At 31.8% G+C, this 17,376-nt stretch carries 15 protein-coding genes; all 15 read right to left on the bottom strand.

What is annotated here, in order from left to right; genetic code table 11:
- Complete coding sequence (locus tag ACFQ1U_RS10990; RefSeq protein WP_386108284.1) at positions 1-1,164, bottom strand: pyridoxal phosphate-dependent aminotransferase; 1,164 nt, start codon at positions 1,162-1,164, stop codon at positions 1-3.
- Complete coding sequence (locus ACFQ1U_RS10985; protein ID WP_386108282.1) at positions 1,161-1,985, bottom strand: prephenate dehydratase; 825 nt, start codon at positions 1,983-1,985, stop codon at positions 1,161-1,163. Before ACFQ1U_RS10985 ends, ACFQ1U_RS10990 begins: the two co-directional genes overlap by 4 nt.
- Positions 1,986-2,212: 227 nt before the next feature.
- A complete protein-coding gene (locus tag ACFQ1U_RS10980; protein ID WP_386108845.1) occupies positions 2,213-3,055 on the bottom strand; it encodes a DMT family transporter in 843 nt (280 codons plus the stop codon).
- Between the two features lie 58 nt (positions 3,056-3,113).
- Positions 3,114-3,782, bottom strand: coding sequence for a bifunctional 4-hydroxy-2-oxoglutarate aldolase/2-dehydro-3-deoxy-phosphogluconate aldolase (locus tag ACFQ1U_RS10975; RefSeq protein ID WP_386108280.1), 669 nt, complete (start codon positions 3,780-3,782; stop codon positions 3,114-3,116).
- The gene (locus ACFQ1U_RS10970) at positions 3,782-4,282 is read right to left on the bottom strand and encodes a LacI family DNA-binding transcriptional regulator (RefSeq protein WP_386108278.1); all 501 of its coding nucleotides are present in this window, start codon (positions 4,280-4,282) and stop codon (positions 3,782-3,784) included. The genes ACFQ1U_RS10975 and ACFQ1U_RS10970 overlap by 1 nt, the downstream gene beginning before the upstream one ends.
- Positions 4,283-4,284: 2 nt before the next feature.
- Positions 4,285-5,307, bottom strand: coding sequence for a PfkB family carbohydrate kinase (locus ACFQ1U_RS10965; RefSeq protein ID WP_386108276.1), 1,023 nt, complete (start codon positions 5,305-5,307; stop codon positions 4,285-4,287).
- Between the two features lie 14 nt (positions 5,308-5,321).
- On the bottom strand, positions 5,322-6,086 hold the full coding sequence (locus tag ACFQ1U_RS10960) for an SDR family NAD(P)-dependent oxidoreductase (RefSeq protein WP_386108274.1): 765 nt from the start codon (positions 6,084-6,086) through the stop codon (positions 5,322-5,324).
- An 11-nt stretch (positions 6,087-6,097) separates the two neighbouring features.
- A complete protein-coding gene (locus tag ACFQ1U_RS10955; protein ID WP_386108272.1) occupies positions 6,098-7,363 on the bottom strand; it encodes an MFS transporter in 1,266 nt (421 codons plus the stop codon).
- 12 nt (positions 7,364-7,375) lie between these two features.
- On the bottom strand, positions 7,376-8,080 hold the full coding sequence (locus ACFQ1U_RS10950; RefSeq protein ID WP_386108270.1) for a FadR/GntR family transcriptional regulator: 705 nt from the start codon (positions 8,078-8,080) through the stop codon (positions 7,376-7,378).
- 75 nt (positions 8,081-8,155) lie between these two features.
- Complete coding sequence (locus ACFQ1U_RS10945) at positions 8,156-9,037, bottom strand: polysaccharide lyase family 7 protein (RefSeq protein WP_386108268.1); 882 nt, start codon at positions 9,035-9,037, stop codon at positions 8,156-8,158.
- A gap of 5 nt (positions 9,038-9,042) precedes the next feature.
- Positions 9,043-9,915: a PKD domain-containing protein gene (locus ACFQ1U_RS10940; protein ID WP_386108266.1), complete on the bottom strand. Its 873-nt coding sequence runs from the start codon at positions 9,913-9,915 to the stop codon at positions 9,043-9,045.
- 16 nt (positions 9,916-9,931) lie between these two features.
- Positions 9,932-11,350, bottom strand: coding sequence for a RagB/SusD family nutrient uptake outer membrane protein (locus ACFQ1U_RS10935; RefSeq protein WP_386108264.1), 1,419 nt, complete (start codon positions 11,348-11,350; stop codon positions 9,932-9,934).
- Between the two features lie 9 nt (positions 11,351-11,359).
- Entirely contained in the window at positions 11,360-14,455 is a 3,096-nt protein-coding gene (locus ACFQ1U_RS10930) for a SusC/RagA family TonB-linked outer membrane protein (protein ID WP_386108263.1), read from the bottom strand.
- A gap of 293 nt (positions 14,456-14,748) precedes the next feature.
- On the bottom strand, positions 14,749-15,096 hold the full coding sequence (locus ACFQ1U_RS10925) for a cupin domain-containing protein (protein ID WP_386108261.1): 348 nt from the start codon (positions 15,094-15,096) through the stop codon (positions 14,749-14,751).
- Positions 15,097-15,113: 17 nt separating this feature from the next.
- Complete coding sequence (locus ACFQ1U_RS10920; RefSeq protein ID WP_386108259.1) at positions 15,114-17,375, bottom strand: heparinase II/III domain-containing protein; 2,262 nt, start codon at positions 17,373-17,375, stop codon at positions 15,114-15,116.
- Position 17,376: the final 1 nt, after the last annotated feature.

The following is a 17,376-nucleotide window of genomic DNA, read 5'->3' as shown; positions in this document are numbered from 1 at the left end:
CTAACTACTACTATTTAAGTTTTGTACATTATTTAAGGCTTGTTGAATATCGTTTTCAGAAACACATAATGAGAAACGAATAAATCCTTCTCCTTGGCTGCCAAAAATGCTACCAGGTGCAACAAACAAGTTATATTGATGTAAAATTTCATCAATAAATACCTCCGATTTTCTTCCGTTTGGAATTTTAGCCCAAACAAACATACCAGCTCCATTTTTGTGAACAGTACAATGTAACTTTTCAGCTAATTGAATAACTAGTTGTTGCCTTTTTTTATAAATGTTGTTTTGAGCGTTTATCCATTCATTTGAGGTGTTTAAAGCAGCTATCGCTCCTTTTTGAATTCCGTAAAACATTCCAGAATCCATTTGTGTTTTTACTTTTAAAACCTCTTGTAAATATGTTTGATTACCTAATAACATACCAACACGCCATCCTGCCATATTAAAAGTTTTACTTAAAGAATTTAATTCAAGCGCTACCTTTGAAGCTCCTTTGATACTTAAAATACTTGTAGGATTATTGTTTAAAATGAAACTATATGGGTTATCATTAACCAAAAGTATTTCATGTTTTTGGGCAAAATTGATAAGGTTTTTATAAGTTTCTTCAGAGGCTATAGTACCTGTTGGCATGTGTGGATAGTTAACCCACATCATTTTAACATTGCTTAAATCTAATTTTTCTAAAGCCTCAAAGTCTGGTTGGTAATTATTTTCTTCTGTTAAATTGTAAAAAATTGGTTGGGCTCCTATTAATTTGGTAACCGAAGTGTAAGTAGGGTATCCTGGATTAGGAATTAATACTTCATCGCCTTCATTTAAAACAGCTAATGAAATATGTAATATGCCTTCTTTACTTCCCATTAAGGGTAAAACCTCTGAATTAGGATTAATAGTTACCCCATATTTTTTTTGATAAAAATTAGCTACCGATTCTCTAAACTCTGGAAGTCCTTGATAACTCTGATATTTATGTGCAGTAGCATCTGTTAGGCTATCAGAAATTGCAGATAAAACTTCTTTAGGAGGTTTTAAATCAGGGCTACCGATACCAATGTTTATTATTGGTTTTCCGTTGGCAATTAACTCACGAACCTCTCTTAGTTTTTTAGAGAAGTAGTATTCTTCAACGGTTTGTAATCTATTTGCGAATGTTATCATACGTTACCGTTTTTATATTCTCCTAATACTTTTAAATCTTCTGCCATTATGGTTAAAATTGATTTTGCTTTTGCAAAGTTTTTATAATCATCAAAAGTTACATCAACAAAAAATGAATATTTCCAAGGTGTTTCAATTCTAGGTAACGATTGAATTTTTGTTAAGTTTAATTTACAATCACTCAAAACATTTAATACAGATGCTAAGCTCCCTCTTTTGTGATTTAACTGAAACTTAAGAGAGGCTTTGTTTATCTCTTTTAATGGAATAGCAGAGTTGCTAGTTTGAACAATTACAAAACGAGTAGCGTTGTTTTGTATGGTTTGTACATCTGCCGCTAATATGTTTAAATTAAATATTTCTGCTGCTTCTTTACTTGCTAAAGCCGCAACTCCTTTTAATTTATTGTTTTGTATTCTTTTAGCTACTTCAGCTGTATCTTTATCTTCTATTAACTTAATATGTGGTAGGCTTTTAAAGTATTTTTTACATTGAAGTAAAGCCATTGGGTGAGAGTAAACTTCTCTAATATCTTCAATTGACTGCCCTTGTAAAGCCATGAAATTCATGCTTATTTTTAGATAATATTCACCAATAATATGAAGGTTGTTAGCATCAATTAAGGCATAGTTAGGTATTATTGAACCTGCTATAGAGTTTTCTATAGCCATAACAGCACTGTCACTTGTTTTACTCATAACACTATCTACTAATGAGTCGAACGACATGCATTTATCTAACAAAATATCTTTGTTAAAAAACGCATTAGCAACAATATGATGGTTACTACCTTCTATACCTTGAATGGCTATTTTTTTCATATAAGTGCAAAAAAAAAGCCTCGATATTATCGAGACTTTATATTTATATTATTATTAAATGTTATTTACATTACATATACAAAGTCTCTTCTCTTACTGAAATAGTAAAAGTAAAAATAGAAACCTTGCCATACGTTTTGTAACATGTATATATCTTCTTTATTGAATAGAAAGCAAATCTAAATATTAAAATGAAAAAAACAAATATTCTTAGCTAAAATTAACATTTATTTTTGCTTCTTACTTTTTACATAAATATTGAAGCTTAAACTACTAATAATTAATAGTACACCAAGTAAAGACCAAACATTATATATTTCATTAAACCAGGCAGCTCCAATAATAATTACTACAATTACTTCTAAGTATTTTAACGGGGCAATAATATTGGTTTCATTTGCTTGAAAAGCTTTTGTCATATAATACTGACCAATGTAACCAAGAACACCTAAGCTTAAGAGTAAAATAAGCTCGTTACTAGTTGGGTTTTGCCAGTTACTAACACTCATTATTCCGCCAAAAATAAAAGCAAAAAGCATAAAATAATTTATAATAACTAACGGATTTTCTGTACTACCCATTTTTCTTATTAAAACAAATATAAAGCCAAGAGTAATAGCAGATATTATTATTAAAAGCAAACCAATTTCGTGTAAACCTCCACCAAATTGTTTTATAATAAGTACTCCTAAAAAAGCTAATAAAAATAATAACCATTGTATTAACTTAATTTTTTCTTTTAATAGAAAAAGAGCAAAAATAGCGGCAAAAATAGGCGAGGTGTACCTTAATGACACTGATGTGCCAACAGGTAAATATTTTAAAGATTCAAAAAAACAGGTAATTGATACAACTCCCAAAAAAGCTCTGGCAATTAACAGTTTTTTATTATTTCCTAAAAAGGAGATGTTATTTTTAGCAATAAAAACCGAGGTAAAAACTAATGTGCCTATTGACCTAAAAAAAACTACTTGATATACGCTAAAATTGGTTAAGTGTTTTACCAAAGCATTCATAAAAGCAAAAGATATTGCACTTACTAGCATATATAAAACAGGTTTGTATTGCATCATTCAGTCATTAAAATTAAGGTTTTAAAAGTACTGAACTGTAAAAGAAACACATAATTTAAGTTCTTATATTTTCTATAATATTTAATACGTTTTTTATGTTTATCTCTAGTTGTTTATAGTTTTTATGAGTTATTATATCTTTAGTAATAAGTTTAGAACCCATTCCTACACAAGTAACACCAGCGCTAAACCATTCAGTTAAACTTTCTTTTGTAGGTGAAACACCGCCAGTAGGCATTATTGAAGTCCAGGGTTGAGGGCCTTTGATACCTTTTACAAAGTTAGGGCCGTATATACCGCCTGGAAATAGTTTAACAATTTCGCAACCCATTTCTTCAGCTCTAGCAATTTCAGTAAGTGATCCGCAACCAGGAGACCACAAAACTTTTCTTCTATTACAAACCAAAGCAATATCTTCTCTAAATACAGGAGTTACAATAAAATTAGCTCCTAATTGCATATACAATGATGCTGCACCGGCATCGGTAACAGATCCCACACCAATAATCATTTCGGGTAACTCTTTATTGGCATATTTTACTAAATCTGAGAATATTTCATGGGCAAAATCACCTCTAGCAGTAAACTCTAACAAACGAGCACCTCCTTTGTAACAAGCTTTTAATATTTCTTTACTAATGGTTATATCGTTGTTATAAAATAAGGGAACAAGTCCCGTTTTTTTCATTGTTTCTGCTACTTGTATTCTAGTAAATTGTGCCATTAAGCTATTTTATTTAATAACTGATTAAAGTTATTGATACATTGTTTTTTTAAATCGTCTAAATTATCATCAACCACTTTTAAATACGATACTGGTATTGTTGGTTGATAATTTTTTTTATTTTCTTTTGATGAAATTACGATAACACCATCTACGCTACCATCATTAATTTCTTTTAAGCATTTTTGTTCTCTACACTCATCGCTTAGCGATTGAAATATCATAATTCTATACTCATAGTTTGAGGCTAATTTTTGCATAATGAACAATATTTCACCATAAATTCCAAGGTTAACTTGCGGTAGTATGATTGCTATTATATTGGTTTTGTTTTTTCTTAAAGAAATAGCTGCTTTGTTAGGAACATAATTATTTTGGATAGCGATATCTTGAATGTATTTTTTTGTTTCCAGGCTAACATCAATACCATCATTTAAAGCTTTGGAAACCGTAGAAACAGAGAACCCTGTTATGTTAGATATTTGCCTTAGTGTTATCATAATTATCGAGAAACTTTACCTGTTGCTTCTCCAAGCATCATTTGTTCAACCTCTTCAACAGTAACTAAATTATAATCTCCAGAAATTGTGTGCTTTAAGCAACAAGCTGCTACAGCAAAATCTAAAGCTTTTTGAAAATCTTGTTTATAACTTAATAAACCATAAATAAGTCCGCCCATAAAAGCATCACCACTACCAACTCTATCAACTACCGGAGTTACTTCTTTAATAGTAGCATTATACACTTGTGCCCCATTGTAAAGAATTCCGCCTATTCTTTGATGAGAAGCACTTACGGTATAACGTAGTGTAGTAGCTACTATTTGTAAATTAGGGCAGATAGCAAATAAAGCATCATATAATGTTGGTAAAGAATCTTTATGTTGGTAATTAGGTTGAACTTTATTTTTACCTAACATAAAATAAGCGGTATCTATATCACCTAAAATAATATTACTGTATTTTAATAATTCTGGCATTACCTCATGAGGTTCTTTACCATAATTCCATAGTTTAGAACGGTAATTTAAATCACATGAAATTGTAATGCCTAATTTATGAGCTGTTTGTATGGCTTTAAGACATTGTTTTGCGGCAGTTTCAGATATTGCTGGAGTAATTCCACTCCAATGAAACCAAGTGACATCTTTTAAAATTTCATCCCAATTAAAATCATTATCATTCATGGTAGCAAAAGAACTATATGCTCTATCATATACTACCTTACTACCTCTTGTACCAGCACCAGTTTCTAAAAAATAAATCCCTAAACGATCACCACCGTATGCTACATTATCTAAACCAACATTTAATTTACGCATTTCTTTAATTGTGCATTCACCGATGTCATTAGCAGGTATTTTAGTTACAAAATTAGCGTTAACTCCATAGTTGGCTAATGATACGGCAACATTAAATTCGCCACCTCCATATGAGGCGGCGAATGTTTTTGCTTGAGAAAATCGTAAATGTCGTTCGGTAGATAAGCGTAACATTATCTCACCAAAAGAAACTACTTTATTCATTTAAAATTAAAAAATTAAATTCCTAATGCTTGACCACCACCAATTTGAATTGTTTCAGCGGTAATAAAAGAAGCGTCTTTACTTGCTAAGAAAGAAACAACAGCAGCAACTTCTTCTGGTTGACCTAATCTACCTAATAAAATATTGTTTTTCCAAGAGGCAAATACTTCTGGTTTTGTAGATTTAATTTGAGCATGAAAAGGTGTATCTATAGTACCTGGAGACACTGCATTTACACGGATTCCATATTCCGCTAAATCTTTTGCAAGAGCTCTTGTTATAGCATGAACACCTGCTTTAGAAGTACCGTAAATACCTGCGCCTGGTCCACCTGCATTCCATCCTGCATTAGATGTATAGTTAATAATTGTAGGATTTTCTCCTTTTTTTAAATAGGGAATTGCAGCTCTTGAGGCAAAAAAAGTAGAATCTAAATTTAATGCCATAACACTTCTGTAAAATTCAGTAGTCATATCTTCAAAACGAGATCTACCACCTAATCCACCTGCATTATTCACCAATACATCTATTTTACCATATTTATCACCAATTTTTTGAATGTTAGTTGTTACAGCATCTTCATTAGTAACATCAAAACCTAAATATTCAGCTTTTAAACCTTCTGCGGTAAGTTCATCCACTCTTTTAGCTCCTGCTTCATGATCTATTCCATTTAAAATAACATTGTAGCCGTCTTTACATAATCTTTTAGCTACTTCAAAACCAATACCTCCTGTGGCTCCTGTTACTATTGCTACTTTCTGATTTGAGTTCTCCATTTTGTACTTTATTATTTATTATTTATAGGTTTAATTTCTTTGATTAATGTGTAGATAGATAATACCGATAGCGGAGCCAATACAGCTAAAATGATGAATGCTGGTTGGTATGAGTTTACCGTAATTTTAGGTATAAGCCAGTTCATGATAATTACAGAAACAGCGCCAAAACTCCCTGCTAAACCTGCAAGTGTACCTACTGATTTTCCGCTTAATAAATCACTTGGAATTGTTTGAATGTTACTAATTGCGAATTGGAATCCGAACAGTACTAGAAACACAAATGATACAAATTTTTCTGGGGTATCTGCGTAAAAAATAGTGATGATAATAGATACAAAAATGATTGCAGCACCTATGCTTACCACTTTTTTACGAGCTTTATCTACAGAATTAGATTTTAATAGCTTTTTAGCATACCAACCTCCAACAATACTTCCTATACCAGCACCTACGTAAGGAAACCAGGCATAGTAACCAATTTCTTTTACGTTGAAGTTATATTCATTGTTGAGGTAAATAGGCATCCAAAAAACAAACAACCACCAAATAGGTTCAATAAAAAACCGAGCAGCGATAACCCCCCAAGATTCTTTAAATGATAAAATTTCAATTACTTTAAGGCTTTTACTATTCTCTAAATCTTTTTTAGATGCGTGTCTGCCTTCAATAATATGTTGTTTTTCATCCTCGGTAATCCAAGGATGTTTATTTGGTAAGCTTTTGTTGAATATTAACCAAGGAATAATCCATATAAATCCTAAAGTACCAATAATAATAAAGGTAATTTTCCAACCAAAGCCCTCAAAAAGGCTAGAAATGGTTGGTGCGGCTACTATTGAGCCAATTGCGGCACCGGCATTAAAAATACCTTGAGCAACTGCTCTTTCGTTTACAGGAAACCATTCGGCATTGTTTTTAACAGCTCCAGGCCAGTTACCAGCTTCGGCAACCCCTAATAAACCTCTAAAAATACCTAATGATGCTGCACTTTTTGCGAAAAAATGAAGGACTGATGCTAATGACCAAAAAAAAATGGAAAGTACAAAACCAATTTTAGTACCTACTTTATCATATACTTTTCCTGAAATAAATTTACCTGCTGCGTATGTTATGGTAAAAATATTTATGATCCAGGCATAATCTTCTTCGGTCATTCCTAAATCATTTTTCATAGCAGGCCACATAATTCCTAGTGCAGCTCTGTCTATGTAATTAATAATTGTGGCTAAACATACTAACCCAATTATCCACCATCTAAGTCCTTTAATTTTCATGTATTAGTTTAATTAATCAATATTGTAACAATATTGATAGAGTTCTTTAAAATGAATTTTCATTTTTTCTTTAGCCTCTTTTGAGTTTTGATCTTTTATAGCATTGTAAATTTCCTGATGTTCATGTATACGCATTTCAGGGGTGTCGTCATCACAAACATGATATTTTTTAAAGTTTGTAATAATTTCTGGTGTAATGCTTAGCATAAAAGTGTTCATCACTGAATTTTTTGTTGCTTTAGCAATGGCTAAGTGAAATAATAAATCTTCTTGTACAGCATCTTCGCCTTTCATTGCTTTTGCTGTAAAGGCATCCAATGCTTTTTTTATTTCTTGTAAATCTTCTTCTGTTCTTCTTAATGCAGCTAGCCTAACCGTTTTTAATTCTAATAGAATTCTCATTTCTACTAACGATTTAAAATCTGGTTCATCTAGTTTAACAATATCATCTATCATTCCGTTCATGGCAATTGCACCAATATCGGCTACAAATGTTCCACTTTGTGGTTTTGATATTAATATTCCGTAAAATTCTAGTTTCTGAATAGCTTCTCTAATAGTGCTTCTTGTTACTTCAAATTTTTCTGAAAGTGTTCTCTCAGACGGTAATTTATCTCCAGGTTCTAGGTTTTTACGATTAATTAATTCTTTAATCTGCAATAGAATAGTGTTAACTACACTTTTGTTTTCTAATTTGGTGATACTTTCTAACTTCATATTCTTAATATTAAAATTGGTTTACCAAATTTAATTTAATAATTTTTAATAACTAAGCTATTGCGGATTAAATAATTAGTGTGATGCTTCTAGTGCGTAATATTCTACTTTAGATTTGGCCCAAGAGTCTCTTGTATTCAAATAATTACCAGCTTTGAAATAATTTTCAAATACACTCCATTTTTGCATATGAATATTCTCGTAAACTTTAGAGTTTCCATTTAAAATTACTTCCATTTTTCCTTCAGAAGCTTTTACCTCTAATGTAAATTTATCAAAGCCTACATGTTCAGGAAATGTATATCCTTCATCGTCTGTCCAAGAATTAGTTCTTAAAATATCAGTTTCTGAGGCATTTAAATCAATCAATTCTTTTGTTTTTACTCTTACTTTTCCATTAACCCAATAAATTTTAAGAACAGGAGGGGCATTATTATCACTTTGTCCTATTAAATCACGTTGTTCATTGGTTAATCTTCCATGAATCTGCATAATTATTACTCGGTGATAATTATCATTATCATCTTTTGTAATTTCCCCCATAGCCAATTCTCCTTTTAAATATCCACCTTGTGGAAAAGTCCAGTTTGTGCTATTACTTCCTGGTACCATTTGTTCTCGTAATTCTGTTCTGGAGTATGACGAGTTAGCTGTTGATGCAGCAGGGTAGGTGTAAAAAACTAATGCTCCTTTTATAGAATCGTTGTACATAAAAGGTTTTAGAGTTTCATTTGTTGCATAGTTTAAAATCTCTGGTGGTTTCACTTCCGTGGGATTTCCTATTGGTAATGTAACTTTCCAATTACTCAAATCTATGTTTGGTAGTATATAGTTGTTATTGTTTGGAATTTCACTTTCTACTTGATTTTCATTATTGTTTTGACAACTAATAGAAGTAGTTAGGAATATGGAGCAAACAGCTAATACGTATATTTTAGGATTTATTTTAAAAGACATAGATATTAGTTAGCTGTTATTGAAAAATTATCGATTCTTGATTCTGCACCTTGATTAGATACGAATATTGATACAGTTGAATTATTACCAGAGTTAAAAGTTAAGTTTACTTGAACATAATCGCTAGCACTAGTTTGGTCTGTGCCTTCAAAAGAAGCAATTGTAGCTGCTTGTATTGCGTTTATATCGGTATGATTTCCACCTTCTAATATATTAACGGTAATACTTCCTACTGGAGAAGTTTTTATGGTATAATAATAAGTTAGCGTGTAATCTGTATTTGGTGATACTATTAGTTTTTGATAAGCAATTCTACTACCATCAGATGGAAGTTTAGCTGCTTGAGAGCCATTTTGAACTGGACTGCTTGTAATTTGTATTACACCACCTAAATCTGAATTTCTCCAAGAATCTCTTCCATCTCCTGTTCCACCCTCTAACATACCATCTTCAAAGCTTGCTTCTAAAATATCTGGAATGATAGCTGACGGCATTTCAGGTTCAACAATTTCAATAGTTTCTGTGTACGAACTAGTAACTCCTAATTCATCCATAGCAGTTAAGGTAATTGTAAAAGTTCCTTCTCCAGGATAGGTGTTTTGTGGTTCAAATTCTGTTGATGAATTTCCGTCACCAAAGTCCCAACTATATTGAGTTGCACTTGCAGATTGATTGGAAAAGCTATAGGTTTTCCATTCCTCACCAGGACCTTCATTTTGAGATGCTGAAAATAAAGCATTGGGAGGAGTAGCATCTGGTATAGAGCCTGCTTCTGGTAAATCATTAGTATCACATGAACTTAAAATAGTTATTACTATTATAACCAATATGTGTTTTGTTTTTGTGATTAAATTGTAGGTGTTTTGAATACTTTTCATAAGATGTAATTTTTTGTTAGTACCCAGGGTTTTGAGTAAGTAAACCATTACTTAGGTTAATTTCTCTTTGTGGTATTGGTAATAATAAATCTGTAGATGAGAAAGATAATCCGTTGTTTGCTGAGAAAGTACCTAAAGTGTTTTCAGCTTCTCCCATTCTTATCAGGTCAAATAACCTGTGATTTTCAAAAGCTAACTCTACACGTCTTTCGTCTAATAATTCTTGTTTGCTAATACTTGTAATAGGTGTGGTTATTCCAGCTCTGTTTCTAATTAATTGCATAGAGTTTATAGCTGTAGAACTTGTTGTTGATGCAGCGCCTGCCATAATTGCTTCTACATGCATTAAAATTACATCTGCATATCGAAGAACAATCCAGTCGTTTCCTGCTTTTGTAGGGTCTGAAGAAGTTGGTAGTATACCTAGGTTATCATCTCCGTTAGGTAAATATTTTACAACTTGATGTTGTGTTATTTGCGCTTGATCTACTCTGTATGAATAAGCGGTTCTGTTACCACCTAAATCATCCAACGCTTGTTTAGCATCGTTAGTAACGTAATTCACTCCACTCGTTCTTCCTACAGCATTTAACCACTCTGCAGAAAAGTTTTGACTATCTTCCGAATCTCCTAAATATCCTATTGTAAAAATAATTTCATTATTACCTTCATTATAAAACACATCTTTATAATTAGGCTCTAATGAGAATCCGCGAGAGGGATTCATTACTGATTCTAATAAAGCTTGAGCTTCACTATACCTGCTTAACGTTAAATATACCTTTGCGAGTAACGTTTCAGCTGCAGCTTTAGAGGCTCTGTATTTACTTTCGTCAGATAATCCGTTAATAGCAGTTAATAAATCATTTTCTATTAATTCATAAATGGTTGAGGTTGCTACTCTTGTATATGCTGTTGTTTTATCTTCTGGAGAAATAATGGTTTCCACTAATGGTACATCCCCAAATAGTCTTACTAAGTTAAAATACGCATAGGCTCTAACAAATTTAGCTTCTGCTTCAAACTTAGTTGCTGAGGCTCCTGCAACTTCTAAGTTAGCTAATACTACATTTGCTCTGTAAATTACGTTGTAAAAACTTGCGTAATAATCGTTTACAATACCATTTGTTGGTTGTATGCTATAATTTTCAAACTGAGCTGCTTCTCCTTCGCTAGATTTTGTTCTGGTATTATCACTTCTCATTTCAGTTAAATAAAACTCATACATCACTCCATGATTATCTTCTGATCTAGTTGAGTTTACACCTTGTATAGCATCATACATATTTATAACAGCGGTTTCTACTTCTTCCGGAGTATTAAAATAATTTTCAGTTGTTAATACAGAAGTTGGTGTTGGTTCTAGAAAATCATCACTACATGAAATCAACGATACAGATAATGATAAGATTAGTATTTTTATGATTGTTTTCATGGTTGTTGTTTAAAATTCGACATTTACTCCTAAAGAAATTGTACTAAATACAGGTGAACCAGCTCTTTGATAACCGTAAGTTCCAGGTACTGTTGTGTTAATAGACTCTGGATTAAAACCTGTGTAATCATCTGCTGTTAAATACAGTAAATTTTGTCCCGTAGCGTATACTCTTAACCTAGATAGTCCTAATTTTTGTAACATATCATACTTAAAATTATACCCAAGGTTTACGTTTCTTAATGCTATGTAAGAAGCATCTTGCACGATATCATTAGTAAATATTTTCTCTTTTATAAATTGTTGATTTGGTGTAGTAACAGGATCAAAATCTTGGGCACTGTTAAAGTGATTAAAAATATATTGATCCCCCATATTTCTTACCTGAGCTCCGTGACTTCCTTGAAACATAAAACTAAAGTCTACGTTTCCTATATTAAAATTGTTGGCAAAACTCCAAATTAAATCTGGATACGGATCGCCTAGAATTGTTTTATCATCATCATCAATTAGGCCGTCACCATTTAAATCTTTTACATATACATCTTGCGGCTGAGCACCTACTGGGTGATATGGGTTGTTTATGTATTCTAAAGGAATATCTTTATCAACCACCCAACCATAAAATGATGAGATTGGGTTTCCTACTAAGTTTATCCATTCTGCGGCTCTCTTAGAATCTACATTTTGAATTTGTCTGTTAGAGTCGGCAAAATCAACAAGTGTATTTTCATTTCTTGAAGCTATAATAGTAGATGACCATTTAAAGCTTTCATTACTAATATTTCTTGTACTTAACTCTAATTCAAAACCTTTGTTTTCTACCTCACCAATATTCACTAAAGAGCTTGCAAAACCTGTTGTTGTTGAAATAGGATTGTCAATAATTAAATCTTTACTGGTTTTTATATAGTAATCTAAAGAACCAGTAATTCTGTTGTTAAAAAATCCAAAATCAACCCCTGGATTAAATTCTATTGATTTTTCCCAACGTAAATCAGGGTTTGCAATGTTAATAGGATTGATAGCTTGTGTAACAGTACCATCTAACACAGCAGTACTAGGCGCTAACAATGATAAAAACGGATAGCTCTCTATTTGATAGTTTCTTGGAAAGGTTCTTAAATCTTTATTTCCGGTAATACCATAACTAACTCTAACTTTTAAGTTATTTACAGACTTGCTTTCTTTTAAAAAGTTTTCTTTATGTAAGCTCCATCCTACAGAAGCTGCCGGAAAAAATCCATATTTATTGTTGGGTCCAAAAACAGATGATCCGTCAGTTCGTAAACTTATAGAAGCTAAATATTTACCATCATCATATGAATAGTTAACTCTTCCAAAGAACGATAATAAACGTTCTTCATAAGCTTCAGACTCGGAGATTACGGTGGTTTGGTCTGCAGCAGATAAAGTTTGTAGTAAATCTGATGTATATCCAGAACCAAAAGATCCGTTTAATTCTGTTTCCCAACTTTCAGCACTCATACCAACTACAGCGTTCAATTCATGTTTTCCGAAATCGTTGTCGTAAGTAAAATAGTTTTCTGTTAATAGGTGAGTTCTATTAGTGTTCAATAGTTCTAGAGATGCATTAGCAGCACCATTTCTGTGAGATTCAACGCCTTGCCATCTTCTGTATTTGGTATATTGAAGATCACCTCCAAAAGTTGTTCTAAAACTTAATCCTTTAGCTACTTTATATTTTAAATACATAGAACCAAAAATTTTAAATTTATCATCAGTTCTATCTCTTTCTAAAACTTTTGCTGCAGGGTTGGTATTAGATGTATTACTGATGTCTAAACCAGCGCCTCCATTTGGCATTGGCATACCATTGGCTAAGTCAAAATCATCAAACATTCTTTGAATTGCGTAATCACCTATTTGTACATTAGCATATTTTCCATTGTCACGCGTTCTGTTAACAAATTGTATGGTATTTGCATCTAGGTACACAGGTAACCAAGATGGTTGTCGCAAAATATCATGAGTAGAACCATCAAACCTTCTTCTGTCAGTTAACGTTGGGGTTACTCTTGCTCCAAAAGATAGTTTTTTACTTACTTTGGTGTCTACTTTTAAATCTAAGTTATACTTTTTAAAATCATCGGTTAATAAAACACCTTCATCATGTAAATAATTTACAGAAGCACTAAATTTTGTGCTTTCATTACCTCCTCTAGCACTAAATGAATGATTTGTTATAATTCCTCCATCAAATATAATGTCTTGCCAATTTGTATCTACGCCAATAAGTCTTTTGTAGCGTGTTCTATCAGAAATACTACCGGTAGCGGCTAATTCTGCAGCAGCAGTTTCGGCAACTGTTAAATAATAGGCATCACTTTGTCTGGCCTGTTTTAAACCAGTGTAGGTATTGTAGCTAAATTTTGTTTTTCCTTCTTTTCCTTGTTTGGTGGTAATCATTATCACACCACGTGCACCTCTAGACCCATAAATAGCTGTAGAGGCAGCATCTTTTAGTACTTCAAAAGATTCTACACTATTCATATCTAACGCACTCAAGTAATCGTCGTCTACAGGTAATCCATCTACAACAATTAATGGACTTAATTCTCCTGTTATTGAACCAATTCCTCTTACACGAATAGTTGGTGCAGAACCAGCTTCTCCTTCAGTAGCAGCAATTTGAACTCCAGATACCTGGCCAACTAAAGCGTCATCTACTCTTGATACTGCAATTTGGTCTAATTTTTCATTTTTTAATTTTGAAATAGCTCCTGTTAAGTGAGATTTTTTCTGTTTACCATAACCTACAATTACTACTTCTTCTAAAACATCAGTATTTTCTGTTAAGACTATGTTTAACTTTTTTTGGTTTGTAATGGTAATGTTTTGTGTGGTAAAACCTAATGAAGAGATTTCGATAACATTCCCTTTTGATACTTTGATGGAGAAGTTTCCATCTAAATCAGTTTCTGTTCCAACTTTAGAATTTTTAATTCTAATAGAAACTCCTGGAAGTCCTAAGTTATCAGCTTTTGAAGTAACTACTCCAGATAATGTATAACTATCTTGTGAGTAAATTGAAATGCTGCATAAGAACGCCAGTAATAACGCGATTCTATACTTAAATTTCATAATTATTATAGTTTAATAATGTACTTTAACACCAACGGTGTTTAGTTTAAGAATGCTGTTTTTGTAATTGATGGTAGAATTTTGAAGAAATATTAAAGGAAAAGCACGTTACTTATCCTTTAATATTTTTAATCGAATTCAAATAACTTTAAGCATCTTGTTTGTTTGGTTTTCCAAATTGGTTATCCAGATTGGTTTTCCAAATATACTGTTTTTTTATGCTTAAAAAAATATTTTGATAAAAAAATGTTTCTTTTTTTGATAAAACTTGAAATTTATCTAAATGATATTATCTATTCCATAAAATCTTCTCTAATTGGACTAAAAACATCAATTAAAATTCCTTCTTTTTTACAAATAGCGCCATGTAAAACGTGTGGAGGTATGTAAACAGTATCGCCACCTTTAACTAATTTGGTTTCATCACCAATGCTAAACTCAAATTCGCCGCTTTTTACATAAGTTACCTGTGAATGATAATGCTCGTGCTTATAACCAATTCCGCCTTCGCTAAAATGTACTTTTACAAGCATTATTTTATCATCATAGCCCATTATTTTTCTTTTTACTCCTTCACCAACAACTTCCCAATCTAAGTCTTTGTCTAGTATAAATTCTTTACTTGATCCGAATGATTTCATTTTTTATTTTTTTAAGATTAATGTATTTCTATATAAGTATATGTACCTGTCCATGTTATTTTTTTATTTTGAATATCTAATTCATGTTCAATTTTTGAATCGTTATTATTGTTCGCTATAACAAACATTTTTGATACCTTGTTATTAAACGTTATTTCTACAGCTGTATAGTATTGTGTATTTACAATTGTTTTAATTTCTTTTATATGGCTATAAGCATTGGTTGCGAGTTCTGTAGAAGTATTGTAAGATCCGTGAGGTTCTAGAACTCCAGTAAATAATATATTATTCCCTTTTTTTCTGTGTATAAAAGATGGTTCTGATCGTAAATTATAATCAGGATCATTTGCGCCAATTCTTGTTAGAAATAAACTGTCTTTTTCATTTGCTAGTGTGGTATAAGTGTACAATTTATTTTTATGTAACCACGTTGTACTAATATTTTCGTTTTTAGTTTGATAATTCGCTTCCTCATACAAATGTTGGTATCCGTTTTGAGTGCCAAAAACCTTTGGGTTTTGATGTTTTTGATAGTCAAAATTTGTTTGTATGAGCTGACCTAGATAATGCAAGGGCAAATCATAACTGTGTGTTTTGTTTGAAGAAATTTTAAAAATATCCAAAAGAAACGTACTGTTTAAGGTTTCTTCATGGATTAAAGCCAAGGTTCTATGTAGTGAAGTTTTATTGTAAGCATTATTATCTTTTGCACTAGCGATTTTAATATTTGGGTTGTTAACATCAAATAAATATCTGTCAGAATGTTTTTCACTAGCTATTTTATATTTTCCGTTAAAGTGAGATTGTTGGTTTTGTGTTATTGTGTTATGAGCTATGGTTTGCTTTGACCAAGTTTTGTTTTCTTTTAAGTAATTTCCACCACCTTTTTGTTCAATATTAACATAACGTGCCATTCCGTAGTCTTGAGCTACTTCATCCCCGTTATTAAAGAAAGAATAAGATAATTTATCGTAATGACCATGACTTAAGCCGTGTGAAGTGTATTTAAATACTAATTCTAGGTCTTTTAAACGTAATACGCCTACGGCACCTTGTTTTCCATCATTTCCATCTGTGTATTCTACAGACTTTTTAACAAAAGGCTTTTGTATATTTTTCGTTAAATCCAACGCAACAGCTAATCCAGCATCGTCCAAAGTTACTTTGTTTTGTTGTTGTGCTATGCTTAAAAGAGCAGGATTTTTGTTTCCAGATTTGTACGCAATATCAACTGCGGTAACCACAGCATTTGATTTTATAGACATGCCTTTTTGAGCATCATTTAATGTAAAGAATTCACCATTTTTATTAGATAAATTAATTAATGCTGTAACTCCGTTAAGTAATACGCTGTTTTTGTGGTTAAAGATTTTTAAATCAGGTTTATTGTTTTGTAAAGCTTGCGCAAATACTAAAAAAGGATACATGGCATAACGTTGATAATAAGGTCCTTCTGTGTAATAACCATCGGGAGAAAAAGGTTCTTCTAAATTGGCTAAAAAACCAACATCTTGCCTATCTTTTTTTATGTAACCTCCATCATTGTCACGCATATCTTCAGACAGATTATCTGAGGGAATTCCATATAATGCGCGTTGTAATAATTCATCATTATCTAAAACTAAAGCTAGCATTCCTACAGCTACGGTTCCCCAAGTACTATGGTTATGAATTCTATTAAAAAATTGAGGATTTTCAATAGAAATATAATTGGCAACTGGTATTAATAAATCGTTTTCTATAATTTTTCTTTCTTCTACAGATAAGTAATTGTACACACAATCATAAGCCTGACTTACATAAACTAGCCAATTAGCATCATTTAAACATTGCCAAAATATTTTACCTCTAGCATATGATCTTTCCTTTGGATGCACTGGAAGTGTTGGGTATATTTTAGCATAGCTAAGCAACATTTGTTTAACATATTCAGCATAGTTAACATCATTTAATATTTGATATAAAACGCCAGCTTTTTGAAGTGTTATAAAGTTTTTTTTATGTGTAGTATGCGTGTAACCACCAGATAAATCTTTTGGAATAGGAACATCTATTCCTTTTTTTATTTCAGTATCAACTTCTTTTTTTATTTCGCTTAGTGTGTTGTCAAAAAGAGGTATAGTACCAAGATTATTTTTAATCTCTTTAACACCAGAGGCGGTTAGTAAAAGTCTTGGGTGTTCTAAATTATTTTTATTAGTACGTTCTACTTTTGTTTGCTTACAGCTTACTAAGCTAACAAGTAAAACAAGAAAAATATAGTAAGTTATTGGTTTCATT

The organism is Tenacibaculum geojense (genome assembly GCF_042676005.1).
Classification (GTDB): Bacteria; Bacteroidota; Bacteroidia; order Flavobacteriales; family Flavobacteriaceae; genus Polaribacter; species Polaribacter geojense.
This window is presented reverse-complemented; position numbering and strand designations above follow the sequence as displayed.

What these genes read in the sequence shown, in the direction of transcription:
- ACFQ1U_RS10965 (WP_386108276.1), bottom strand. Translation starts at nt 5,307, where the DNA reads ATGAATAAAGTAGTTTCTTTTGGTGAGATAATGTTACGCTTATCTACC.
- ACFQ1U_RS10920 (WP_386108259.1), bottom strand. Translation starts at nt 17,375, where the DNA reads ATGAAACCAATAACTTACTATATTTTTCTTGTTTTACTTGTTAGCTTA.
- ACFQ1U_RS10950 (WP_386108270.1), bottom strand. Translation starts at nt 8,080, where the DNA reads ATGAAGTTAGAAAGTATCACCAAATTAGAAAACAAAAGTGTAGTTAAC.
- ACFQ1U_RS10925 (WP_386108261.1), bottom strand. Translation starts at nt 15,096, where the DNA reads ATGAAATCATTCGGATCAAGTAAAGAATTTATACTAGACAAAGACTTA.
- ACFQ1U_RS10985 (WP_386108282.1), bottom strand. Translation starts at nt 1,985, where the DNA reads ATGAAAAAAATAGCCATTCAAGGTATAGAAGGTAGTAACCATCATATT.
- ACFQ1U_RS10935 (WP_386108264.1), bottom strand. Translation starts at nt 11,350, where the DNA reads ATGAAAACAATCATAAAAATACTAATCTTATCATTATCTGTATCGTTG.
- ACFQ1U_RS10960 (WP_386108274.1), bottom strand. Translation starts at nt 6,086, where the DNA reads ATGGAGAACTCAAATCAGAAAGTAGCAATAGTAACAGGAGCCACAGGA.
- ACFQ1U_RS10990 (WP_386108284.1), bottom strand. Translation starts at nt 1,164, where the DNA reads ATGATAACATTCGCAAATAGATTACAAACCGTTGAAGAATACTACTTC.
- ACFQ1U_RS10980 (WP_386108845.1), bottom strand. Translation starts at nt 3,055, where the DNA reads ATGCAATACAAACCTGTTTTATATATGCTAGTAAGTGCAATATCTTTT.
- ACFQ1U_RS10930 (WP_386108263.1), bottom strand. Translation starts at nt 14,455, where the DNA reads ATGAAATTTAAGTATAGAATCGCGTTATTACTGGCGTTCTTATGCAGC.
- ACFQ1U_RS10970 (WP_386108278.1), bottom strand. Translation starts at nt 4,282, where the DNA reads ATGATAACACTAAGGCAAATATCTAACATAACAGGGTTCTCTGTTTCT.
- ACFQ1U_RS10955 (WP_386108272.1), bottom strand. Translation starts at nt 7,363, where the DNA reads ATGAAAATTAAAGGACTTAGATGGTGGATAATTGGGTTAGTATGTTTA.
- ACFQ1U_RS10940 (WP_386108266.1), bottom strand. Translation starts at nt 9,915, where the DNA reads ATGAAAAGTATTCAAAACACCTACAATTTAATCACAAAAACAAAACAC.
- ACFQ1U_RS10945 (WP_386108268.1), bottom strand. Translation starts at nt 9,037, where the DNA reads ATGTCTTTTAAAATAAATCCTAAAATATACGTATTAGCTGTTTGCTCC.
- ACFQ1U_RS10975 (WP_386108280.1), bottom strand. Translation starts at nt 3,782, where the DNA reads ATGGCACAATTTACTAGAATACAAGTAGCAGAAACAATGAAAAAAACG.